The following is an 11,015-nucleotide window of genomic DNA, read 5'->3' as shown; positions in this document are numbered from 1 at the left end:
TGGTTATTTAAAGAGGGGGGATGCAAATCAGAAGGTAAATCAAATTGAATGCTAGCCCACCAAGCATCTAACATAGCAAGTTCAGGGGAAATCCACGTATCAAAGCATCAGCAATTTTAGCAGCACATACTGATACTGCAGTGGAACGAATCAGAGATCATGACACAATTTTGGCAATTCAAGATACGACAGAATTAGATTTTAGTCCCAAGCCAGTCAGGCATGCCCGTAGTGAAAATCCCCGTAGACAAGGTATGGGACCATTGAGTAACCCAAAAGCTAGGGGTCTAAAAGTTCACACGGTATTGGCAGCGAGTGCACAAGGTGTGCCATTGGGAGTTTTAGACCAAAAAGTTTGGGTAAGAGAGGTCAAACAAGGAGGTAATAAGGAAAAACGGCGACGTCTTGTATCAGAGAAGGAAAGTCAACGTTGGCTTGATTGTTTAAGTGTTAGTCAAAGGCTAGTACCAAATGAAACTCGTGTGATAACGGTAGGAGATAGAGAAGCAGATATTTATCAACTGTTTGCCATGCCCCGGCGACCAGAAAGTGAGTTTCTGATAAGGGCAGCAAAAAATCGCTACACTAAGTCAAATGTGTTTGATGAGTCTGTGATACCTTTATTTGAGGCGATTCGACAGACAGCAGTTTTGGGAGAAATTAATTTAGAGTTACAGCGTACTTCTAGACGTAAAGCTCGTAGTGCTTCATTGAGCGTTTGGGTGAAGACATTATGGTTACAACCACCAGCATATCTTGAGTCTGGGAAATTTGAACCCATTGAAGTAAATGTAATTCTAGCTACTGAGGAATATCCTTCTGTTGGTGAAAAAGCAATTTGTTGGTTGTTGCTAACAACTTTACCTGTTACTTCTTTAGAATCAGCAGTTCAATGCTTGGAGTGGTATAGCTACCGTTGGTTAATAGAGCGTTACCACTATTGTTTAAAGAGTGGTTGCAGGATTGAGGAATTACAGTTAGAAAACGGTGAGAAGATAAAGCGAGCATTAGCCACTTACGCGATTGTTACATGGCGGTTGTTATGGCTGACTTATGAGGCGCGTCAGAACCCAGAACGTACAGTGGATGGTGTTTTGGAGCCTTATGAATGGCAAGCTTTATATTGCAGGATTCATAAAACTAATATCCCAAGTAGTGAAGCGCCAACTCTGGGAGAGTGTGTGCGCTGGATTGCCAAATTGGGAGGATTTTTAGGGCGTAAGGGAGATGGAGATCCAGGTATTAAAACTTTGTGGCGTGGACTTAAACAGTTGCACGATATTACACAAATGTGGTTGTTATTGCGAGAATAAAGGCGATAAATGTAAATAAATATGCGATAAAGGACAAAGAGTAAGATTTTTATGATATTAGATTGAAATTTAACAAAAATACATTAATTGATTGTTTTGTAGTATTTATGTAATATAGTTGTATATTTCAAGTAATGGATATTTTATTAATTGGAAGACGCGCGTCTTCCATGCTGCGTGTCGATAAATGTGAATTATGTTTGGGTACAGTAACTGCTGTTGTAAGTGAATTGCATATTTGATAGTTATTTTTTGGATGTAACTAGTTAATAATTGTAACTATCTAAAAATCTAACTAGTCAATATAACTAGTATGCTGTTATAACTAGTTATATGAATGAGTGAAAATAAATGTCGAGATTATTAGAGCAGAAGATAGATGAGTTATTTGAGTCAACTAAGGGGTTGATGAGTTTTGATCAATTGGAACCTTACTGTGAGCAGTTCAACGATTGGCTTAAGCAGAATACAAAATACAGTCTTAATTCTTTGGGTACAGTATTGTCGCGTCATGGGTTCTATAAGAAGTTCAAGTCAATAAAGCTTGAGCAGGGGAAGAATGGGGTGAGCATCCCCAAACATGACTTGAATGGGAATATAAAGGGCTATGAGTTGCGGCATTATGTAGTTTCGAGGTGTGGTTTGTCTAAAGAAGAGTGGGATAATCGCAACACATCTAACCGGGCGATCGCAAGATTGGAGAACGGGCGAAAGATAGAGCCCAAAGCTTATTTAGAGGAAATTGGTAAACTGCTTAATAGTAAGGACCCCCATGAATTAGCAGTGGGGTTGATAGCAGCGACAGGGAGACGACCTCATGAGATTTTGGCCCGTGCTAAGTTTAGTGTGATTGAAGGTGAAGAATACAAAGTGATGTTTGAGGGTCAGGGGAAGAAGCGAGGAGAAAAACCAGTCTTCGCGATCGCGACCTTGTTCCCAGGAAGTTATGTAATAGAAAAGCTGGGGCAGTTAAGAAATGAAGAGAGCACCAAGGAATTATTGAAGCGAGTAAGGGGGCAGTTCCCGAGAGAAATAGCTCAACAAAATCGTGCTCTAGATTCTTGTAGGAATGGCAGTCTTAATAGTGTGGTGCGTCAAGTATTTGGGGATAAAGATGATAAGAATCCAGTTTTGGCAATTCGGCAAGGAGATGAGCAAGATAATTGTAAAGCTTTAAGAGCAGCTTATGCTTGTTTAGTAATGGAGCGGGATTTATCGGGGTCAATAGGTGAAAAGTTATTATTTGCGGCGCGTCAACTGGGTCATTTTGTAAAAGAATCACCTACAGATAAAGATTTAGCGAATCTTGCGACAACTGTTGGCTACGGGGATTATTACGTTACAGAAGCTGTTCCATTTCCATCTATTTTGAAAAAAGTAAAAACTAAAATTTGTAGTGTGAAGGTAAACGAAGAAGATTTTCAGGTAATAAGAAAGCTGGAATTAGAGTGGGAGCTTGATAGTCAAAGAGCGGTGGTTCATAAGGTATTAGAAATGGCTGTTGAAGCTGTGGAGTTAAAAGAGAAATGCCTGAGACTTGAGCAATTAGAGGAGAAAGTTAAGGAGCTAAGTTGGGAGAATCAAAAACTTAATCGTGAGAATGAGAGTTTGATAAATGAAAATCAAAAACTTGCTGGTCAATTAAAAAGTGTGGGTCGGCAAGAAATGGTGAAGCAAGAAGTAGAAGATATTGATTCTAAAATAGAGCGGATAATTGAGGAGAAATTATCGTTTTTATTGGAGAATAATAAGGTTATTGATGTCCATAAAGCTGAAGTTATTGTTAATGCTCAATCTCAAGTAACAACATTAAAAGTTGATTCATATTGGGAATCGGTTCCCAGTGAAGAGTTGAAAAAGTCGAAAGGAAGGGGGGCGGTAGAGGAGAAATTGAAGCGTTCTTTTCTGGCGATCGCAAATCATAACGACTACAAAGCGCGGGATAATAATGGTCAGCCAGATCAAAGCAAGATGTGGGCGATAACCAATCAAGCATTGCGTCAGCTTAGTGGGTGTAATGGTCAGTTAGTAAAAGTTTGGATGGAGAATCACAGGATTGCGATCGATGACCATCACAATAAATATGGCTTAGGGCAATATCACAATAAGGGTAAGGGTGACATAACCCAGGCGATAAGTTGGTAATGGGTAAACGTATATTTTTCATCTTCATTCATTGATGATTACCCGGTTATTTTTAAATAAAAATACTGAATTAGAACAATGTAAGTTTTAGTTGATACTCAATATCTTCAGACATTAGTTCGCGGGAATTTACCCTAATTAATTTGTCTTGAGTTTTTCAACTTTGCTGAAGTTAAGTACATAGGCATAAAAAAAACCGCCCCTCCCGGTGCCCTTCAAGGTTTTTCCCACTGGACTACTTATCACACAGGGATTTGGGCTTTTCTAGTTCTTCTAGGGAATTCTGTAAGTATTCACGTGTCTTGCGCTTAATTTCAAGGATTTTGGAGTTTTCCATAGCCAAAACTGTTTCAGCGAATCTTTTAGTCCAGGCCCTACCTAGGTGTAAATATCGTGATTTTTTGTTGTCCGAAATGTTCGATCGTCTGTAAACTGCATTTGGATTATAAAGCTTGTAGTAGTGAAATCTTATAAAAATCTTCTCAGTTCCTCTGGTAACTGAATATCGACTAATTGATGACTTATCCGGTAGAACATCTTTCTTTTCAAGTTCAGCTATTTCACCTTCGAGTCGAGATAAATGTAGTTTTATTTCTTCTATATCGGCAAGAGGTAGATTTTCTGATTTGAGTTTCATTCTGCTTAAACAATAGTTCGCGGGAAAATTCCCTAATATTCTCCCATCTCAATAGAATAAGAATGCATTAGATAAAGTAATATATTGTTATTCTATATTTAATAACTAAATAACTGGTTACTTAAGGCAACCTAACTAGTTATTTAAGCAGCCATTAAGATAACAATTTTATGGCGAGTCAATAAATCAATAGAACTAAATATTGATAGGGCTTTTGGGACAGAAGTACTTATAGCTTCCTATTATGCAGACATGAAATTATATAGTAACCAGTTATATTTGTATTGTTTATAGATAACCGGTGAATCTAACTAGAATAGCTTAGGCGTGGAGTAAAATTGTCATAAATATAACTAGTTTATTTTTTGGGGATGAGAGATTATTGCGATCAGAAAACAAGCTAGCCTGAAACCCTTGCCTGATAGTAATTTCAGAAGTCTGCATAAAAACAGATATTGATATATGCATAAGCAAGATGACGCAGATATAACTACTAAGATAAGATAGTTATATATATGAATATCTTATGGGTCAGGCTTATAACTAGGAATATCTGTTAATTTAAATTAACAGATATTCCTAGTTATAAGCCTGACCCATAAGATATTCATATATATAACTATCTTATCTTAGTAGTTATATCTGCGTCATCTTGCTTATGCATATATCAATATCTGTTTTTATGCAGACTTCTGAAATTACTATCAGGCAAGGGTTTCAGGCTAGCTTGTTTTCTGATCGCAATAATCTCTCATCCCCAAAAAATAAACTAGTTATATTTATGACAATTTTACTCCACGCCTAAGCTATTCTAGTTAGATTCACCGGTTATCTATAAACAATACAAATATAACTGGTTACTATATAATTTCATGTCTGCATAATAGGAAGCTATAAGTACTTCTGTCCCAAAAGCCCTATCAATATTTAGTTCTATTGATTTATTGACTCGCCATAAAATTGTTATCTTAATGGCTGCTTAAATAACTAGTTAGGTTGCCTTAAGTAACCAGTTATTTAGTTATTAAATATAGAATAACAATATATTACTTTATCTAATGCATTCTTATTCTATTGAGATGGGAGAATATTAGGGAATTTTCCCGCGAACTATTGTTTAAGCAGAATGAAACTCAAATCAGAAAATCTACCTCTTGCCGATATAGAAGAAATAAAACTACATTTATCTCGACTCGAAGGTGAAATAGCTGAACTTGAAAAGAAAGATGTTCTACCGGATAAGTCATCAATTAGTCGATATTCAGTTACCAGAGGAACTGAGAAGATTTTTATAAGATTTCACTACTACAAGCTTTATAATCCAAATGCAGTTTACAGACGATCGAACATTTCGGACAACAAAAAATCACGATATTTACACCTAGGTAGGGCCTGGACTAAAAGATTCGCTGAAACAGTTTTGGCTATGGAAAACTCCAAAATCCTTGAAATTAAGCGCAAGACACGTGAATACTTACAGAATTCCCTAGAAGAACTAGAAAAGCCCAAATCCCTGTGTGATAAGTAGTCCAGTGGGAAAAACCTTGAAGGGCACCGGGAGGGGCGGTTTTTTTTATGCCTATGTACTTAACTTCAGCAAAGTTGAAAAACTCAAGACAAATTAATTAGGGTAAATTCCCGCGAACTAATGTCTGAAGATATTGAGTATCAACTAAAACTTACATTGTTCTAATTCAGTATTTTTATTTAAAAATAACCGGGTAATCATCAATGAATGAAGATGAAAAATATACGTTTACCCATTACCAACTTATCGCCTGGGTTATGTCACCCTTACCCTTATTGTGATATTGCCCTAAGCCATATTTATTGTGATGGTCATCGATCGCAATCCTGTGATTCTCCATCCAAACTTTTACTAACTGACCATTACACCCACTAAGCTGACGCAATGCTTGATTGGTTATCGCCCACATCTTGCTTTGATCTGGCTGACCATTATTATCCCGCGCTTTGTAGTCGTTATGATTTGCGATCGCCAGAAAAGAACGCTTCAATTTCTCCTCTACCGCCCCCCTTCCTTTCGACTTTTTCAACTCTTCACTGGGAACCGATTCCCAATATGAATCAACTTTTAATGTTGTTACTTGAGATTGAGCATTAACAATAACTTCAGCTTTATGGACATCAATAACCTTATTATTCTCCAATAAAAACGATAATTTCTCCTCAATTATCCGCTCTATTTTAGAATCAATATCTTCTACTTCTTGCTTCACCATTTCTTGCCGACCCACACTTTTTAATTGACCAGCAAGTTTTTGATTTTCATTTATCAAACTCTCATTCTCACGATTAAGTTTTTGATTCTCCCAACTTAGCTCCTTAACTTTCTCCTCTAATTGCTCAAGTCTCAGGCATTTCTCTTTTAACTCCACAGCTTCAACAGCCATTTCTAATACCTTATGAACCACCGCTCTTTGACTATCAAGCTCCCACTCTAATTCCAGCTTTCTTATTACCTGAAAATCTTCTTCGTTTACCTTCACACTACAAATTTTAGTTTTTACTTTTTTCAAAATAGATGGAAATGGAACAGCTTCTGTAACGTAATAATCCCCGTAGCCAACAGTTGTCGCAAGATTCGCTAAATCTTTATCTGTAGGTGATTCTTTTACAAAATGACCCAGTTGACGCGCCGCAAATAATAACTTTTCACCTATTGACCCCGATAAATCCCGCTCCATTACTAAACAAGCATAAGCTGCTCTTAAAGCTTTACAATTATCTTGCTCATCTCCTTGCCGAATTGCCAAAACTGGATTCTTATCATCTTTATCCCCAAATACTTGACGCACCACACTATTAAGACTGCCATTCCTACAAGAATCTAGAGCACGATTTTGTTGAGCTATTTCTCTCGGGAACTGCCCCCTTACTCGCTTCAATAATTCCTTGGTGCTCTCTTCATTTCTTAACTGCCCCAGCTTTTCTATTACATAACTTCCTGGGAACAAGGTCGCGATCGCGAAGACTGGTTTTTCTCCTCGCTTCTTCCCCTGACCCTCAAACATCACTTTGTATTCTTCACCTTCAATCACACTAAACTTAGCACGGGCCAAAATCTCATGAGGTCGTCTCCCTGTCGCTGCTATCAACCCCACTGCTAATTCATGGGGGTCCTTACTATTAAGCAGTTTACCAATTTCCTCTAAATAAGCTTTGGGCTCTATCTTTCGCCCGTTCTCCAATCTTGCGATCGCCCGGTTAGATGTGTTGCGATTATCCCACTCTTCTTTAGACAAACCACACCTCGAAACTACATAATGCCGCAACTCATAGCCCTTTATATTCCCATTCAAGTCATGTTTGGGGATGCTCACCCCATTCTTCCCCTGCTCAAGCTTTATTGACTTGAACTTCTTATAGAACCCATGACGCGACAATACTGTACCCAAAGAATTAAGACTGTATTTTGTATTCTGCTTAAGCCAATCGTTGAACTGCTCACAGTAAGGTTCCAATTGATCAAAACTCATCAACCCCTTAGTTGACTCAAATAACTCATCTATCTTCTGCTCTAATAATCTCGACATTTATTTTCACTCATTCATATAACTAGTTATAACAGCATACTAGTTATATTGACTAGTTAGATTTTTAGATAGTTACAATTATTAACTAGTTACATCCAAAAAATAACTATCAAATATGCAATTCACTTACAACAGCAGTTACTGTACCCAAACATAATTCACATTTATCGACACGCAGCATGGAAGACGCGCGTCTTCCAATTAATAAAATATCCATTACTTGAAATATACAACTATATTACATAAATACTACAAAACAATCAATTAATGTATTTTTGTTAAATTTCAATCTAATATCATAAAAATCTTACTCTTTGTCCTTTATCGCATATTTATTTACATTTATCGCCTTTATTCTCGCAATAACAACCACATTTGTGTAATATCGTGCAACTGTTTAAGTCCACGCCACAAAGTTTTAATACCTGGATCTCCATCTCCCTTACGCCCTAAAAATCCTCCCAATTTGGCAATCCAGCGCACACACTCTCCCAGAGTTGGCGCTTCACTACTTGGGATATTAGTTTTATGAATCCTGCAATATAAAGCTTGCCATTCATAAGGCTCCAAAACACCATCCACTGTACGTTCTGGGTTCTGACGCGCCTCATAAGTCAGCCATAACAACCGCCATGTAACAATCGCGTAAGTGGCTAATGCTCGCTTTATCTTCTCACCGTTTTCTAACTGTAATTCCTCAATCCTGCAACCACTCTTTAAACAATAGTGGTAACGCTCTATTAACCAACGGTAGCTATACCACTCCAAGCATTGAACTGCTGATTCTAAAGAAGTAACAGGTAAAGTTGTTAGCAACAACCAACAAATTGCTTTTTCACCAACAGAAGGATATTCCTCAGTAGCTAGAATTACATTTACTTCAATGGGTTCAAATTTCCCAGACTCAAGATATGCTGGTGGTTGTAACCATAATGTCTTCACCCAAACGCTCAATGAAGCACTACGAGCTTTACGTCTAGAAGTACGCTGTAACTCTAAATTAATTTCTCCCAAAACTGCTGTCTGTCGAATCGCCTCAAATAAAGGTATCACAGACTCATCAAACACATTTGACTTAGTGTAGCGATTTTTTGCTGCCCTTATCAGAAACTCACTTTCTGGTCGCCGGGGCATGGCAAACAGTTGATAAATATCTGCTTCTCTATCTCCTACCGTTATCACACGAGTTTCATTTGGTACTAGCCTTTGACTAACACTTAAACAATCAAGCCAACGTTGACTTTCCTTCTCTGATACAAGACGTCGCCGTTTTTCCTTATTACCTCCTTGTTTGACCTCTCTTACCCAAACTTTTTGGTCTAAAACTCCCAATGGCACACCTTGTGCACTCGCTGCCAATACCGTGTGAACTTTTAGACCCCTAGCTTTTGGGTTACTCAATGGTCCCATACCTTGTCTACGGGGATTTTCACTACGGGCATGCCTGACTGGCTTGGGACTAAAATCTAATTCTGTCGTATCTTGAATTGCCAAAATTGTGTCATGATCTCTGATTCGTTCCACTGCAGTATCAGTATGTGCTGCTAAAATTGCTGATGCTTTGATACGTGGATTTCCCCTGAACTTGCTATGTTAGATGCTTGGTGGGCTAGCATTCAATTTGATTTACCTTCTGATTTGCATCCCCCCTCTTTAAATAACCAAGCCCAACCTGGACGAAGAATTCAAGCTGCTTTACAGCTTTGGGCTAGAGCAAGTAATAAACCATTAGTGTTACTTATAGATGAAATTGACTCCTTGCAAGATCAAGCACTAATTTCTGTTTTGCGACAGTTACGCGATGGCTATCGCGGACGACCAAAAAATTTCCCTTCATCTATCGGATTAATCGGCTTACGTGATGTCCGCGATTACAAGGTTGCATCCGGTGGTAGTGACAGATTAAATACAGCTAGTCCTTTTAATGTTAAAGTTAGTTCCATTACCATGAGAAACTTCAATCCCGCTGAAGTTCAAGAATTATATCAACAGCATACTCAAGATACTGGACAAATTTTTACCCCAGAAGCTACTGCTACTGCCTTCCAATTAACTCAAGGGCAACCTTGGTTAGTTAATGCTCTTGCCAAGGGAGTTGTTGAAAAAATCGTTACAGATAGAAATATTCCCATTACCAAACAACATATCTTACAACAAGCCCAAATATTAATTACTCGTCGAAATACTCATTTCGAATCTCTTGAAAAAATACTCACACAACAACGAGTCAAAGCTATCATCGAACCTATATTAGCAGGCTTAGAATTGGGTAATGTACCCAATGATGATATTCAATTTGTCATTGATTTGGGTTTATGTACCATGCATCCCCAGGGTGGATTAACAATTGCTAATCCTATTTATCGTGAGGTTATTCCTCGGGTATTAACCGTTACTCCAATGGCTTCCCTACCCACTATCGCACCCACCTGGTTAACTCAATCTGGTGAATTAGACAAAGATGCTTTATTAGAAGCTTTTATTAAGTTTTGGCGACAACATGGAGAACCACTATTAAGTACTACTACTTATCACGAAATTGCACCCCACATCGTATTAATGGCTTTCTTACATCGTGTTGTCAATGGTGGTGGTTCTTTGGAACGGGAATATGCCATTGGTAGCGATCGCATGGACCTATGTTTAAAATATAAAACCGTTACCCTGGGAATCGAACTCAAGGTATGGCGCGAAAAGAAACGTGACCCCCAAGCAGAAGGAATCGAACAATTAGAATCATATTTGGCCCGTTTGGACGTAAATGAAGGTTGGTTGTTTGTATTCGATAGACGCAAAAGTGCTCCACCAATTGAAGAACGTTTATCTACACAAGTTCTTACCACACCTAATAACCGTGATATTACCGTTATTCGTGCTTGACCAAACCAAGCTCTTGAGCAGAGAGCTTGGGAGCACCGAGAATGGAAAAAGAAGCAATTGAGTTTGGCGGCATTAAACGTAAGCATAATGAATAACCCGTCCCCCTGCACCCTGCACCCTGCACCCTGCTCCCTGCTCCCCGCTCCCTGCTCCCTGCTCGGTGCCTTATTCACATTATGGACACAGTTAGAGGGCCTAATGCTAGAGAAGCTGACACAGAGTGCCAACGCATCTGAAAGCATTGCTATGAGAGACTTTCAGCCTTTGAATTCAATTTTGCATTAAAACTTAACACAGTTCCTAGAACCGCTTGTATCGGAACTTTTTCATCAAATTGGGGTAGGATTTAAAGAATTTGACACGCAGTTATGGGGTTAATTGAGGTAAAGTTCCGACTCCAAAACTTACATGGAACTTAAAGATAAAACAATGGCACTTCCTGCCAGCTTCTCTAGCAATACGCCTAGAGCTAAATCGATGAAA

Annotated in this window: 5 protein-coding genes and 2 pseudogenes; 4 read left to right on the top strand and 3 right to left on the bottom strand. The window is 38.4% G+C overall.

Annotated features, from left to right (window positions below; all coding sequences use genetic code 11):
- Nucleotides 1-92 precede the first annotated feature (92 nt).
- A pseudogene (locus BC008_RS45335) lies at nt 93-1,313 on the top strand (IS4 family transposase); the annotation flags it as partial.
- Between the two features lie 351 nt (nt 1,314-1,664).
- Nucleotides 1,665-3,458: a protelomerase family protein gene (locus BC008_RS47325; protein ID WP_058184898.1), complete on the top strand. Its 1,794-nt coding sequence runs from the start codon at nt 1,665-1,667 to the stop codon at nt 3,456-3,458.
- 235 nt (nt 3,459-3,693) lie between these two features.
- On the opposite strand, the gene BC008_RS45325 is transcribed toward BC008_RS47325, so the two are convergent.
- Complete coding sequence (locus BC008_RS45325) at nt 3,694-4,095, bottom strand: hypothetical protein (RefSeq protein ID WP_058184900.1); 402 nt, start codon at nt 4,093-4,095, stop codon at nt 3,694-3,696.
- A 1,126-nt stretch (nt 4,096-5,221) separates the two neighbouring features.
- Here BC008_RS45325 and BC008_RS45320 point away from each other — a divergent pair.
- Entirely contained in the window at nt 5,222-5,623 is a 402-nt protein-coding gene (locus BC008_RS45320; protein WP_058184900.1) for a hypothetical protein, read from the top strand.
- A gap of 235 nt (nt 5,624-5,858) precedes the next feature.
- Here BC008_RS45320 and BC008_RS47320 read toward each other — a convergent pair whose 3' ends face one another.
- Entirely contained in the window at nt 5,859-7,652 is a 1,794-nt protein-coding gene (locus BC008_RS47320) for a protelomerase family protein (protein ID WP_058184898.1), read from the bottom strand.
- Between the two features lie 351 nt (nt 7,653-8,003).
- Nucleotides 8,004-9,176 (bottom strand): IS4 family transposase, encoded by a 1,173-nt coding sequence (locus tag BC008_RS45310; protein WP_058184896.1) that lies wholly within the window; start codon nt 9,174-9,176, stop codon nt 8,004-8,006.
- 57 nt (nt 9,177-9,233) lie between these two features.
- Between BC008_RS45310 and BC008_RS45305 the strand changes: the two are divergent.
- Nucleotides 9,234-10,532, top strand: a pseudogene (locus tag BC008_RS45305) (ATP-binding protein); the annotation flags it as partial.
- Nucleotides 10,533-11,015 lie beyond the last annotated feature (483 nt).

Origin of the sequence: Mastigocoleus testarum BC008 (assembly GCF_001456025.1) — a bacterium.
GTDB lineage: Bacteria > Cyanobacteriota > Cyanobacteriia > Cyanobacteriales > Nostocaceae > Mastigocoleus > Mastigocoleus testarum.
The sequence above is the reverse complement of the archived record's forward strand: the minus strand, read 5'-3'. Positions and strand labels throughout refer to the sequence as shown.

Coding starts and splice junctions, on each gene's coding strand:
- BC008_RS47325 (WP_058184898.1), top strand. CDS start 1,665: ATGTCGAGATTATTAGAGCAGAAGATAGATGAGTTATTTGAGTCAACT.
- BC008_RS45325 (WP_058184900.1), bottom strand. CDS start 4,095: ATGAAACTCAAATCAGAAAATCTACCTCTTGCCGATATAGAAGAAATA.
- BC008_RS45320 (WP_058184900.1), top strand. CDS start 5,222: ATGAAACTCAAATCAGAAAATCTACCTCTTGCCGATATAGAAGAAATA.
- BC008_RS47320 (WP_058184898.1), bottom strand. CDS start 7,652: ATGTCGAGATTATTAGAGCAGAAGATAGATGAGTTATTTGAGTCAACT.